The 443-nt window shown below is 67.7% G+C and carries 1 protein-coding gene; it reads left to right on the top strand.

Going from position 1 to position 443, the window contains the following annotated elements:
- Positions 1–416, top strand: a 416-nt coding sequence (locus RAD15_RS43900) for a hypothetical protein (protein WP_458184877.1), incomplete at its 5' end; no start/stop codon positions are given.
- Positions 417–443 lie beyond the last annotated feature (27 nt).

The following is a 443-nucleotide window of genomic DNA, read 5'->3' as shown; positions in this document are numbered from 1 at the left end:
CCGTTGCCGCGCTCGATCAGGCAGTCGCCGTCCTCTCGGTGATCGCGGCGATCGAGGTCGAGGAAGTGAAGCTCATGTTCCATCTGACGGAGCAGGCGGACACGATGATCTGCGCGCTTGAGCATATCTCGCAGAACACCTGCGGAATCCTCACCCAGGCAACGGTGCAGACCGGGCTCCAGACCGGGATGCGGAACGATCTCGACGCGCTGCTGGCCATCGCCGAGACCACCAACCCGGCGGCGGCGCTCGAAAGCGAGCGGCTTGCCGCGCTGCGTGCCGAGATCCATCGCTGCTGTCAGCCGGAAACCACGCCGCCGGCCTGCTCCTACGCCCCGTGTCCCAGGCCAAAGCCGGTCGGCCAGCCGAAGCTGCCCGATCTGCCCAAGCCCAAGGGCGACACCCGGCCGAAGTGACGCTCTCCGCCGATCGGCCGGAGGAAC

The organism is Bradyrhizobium sp. 14AA (genome assembly GCF_054185205.1).
Note: the sequence above shows the minus strand (reverse complement) of the source record. Positions and strands in the feature narration are given on the sequence as shown.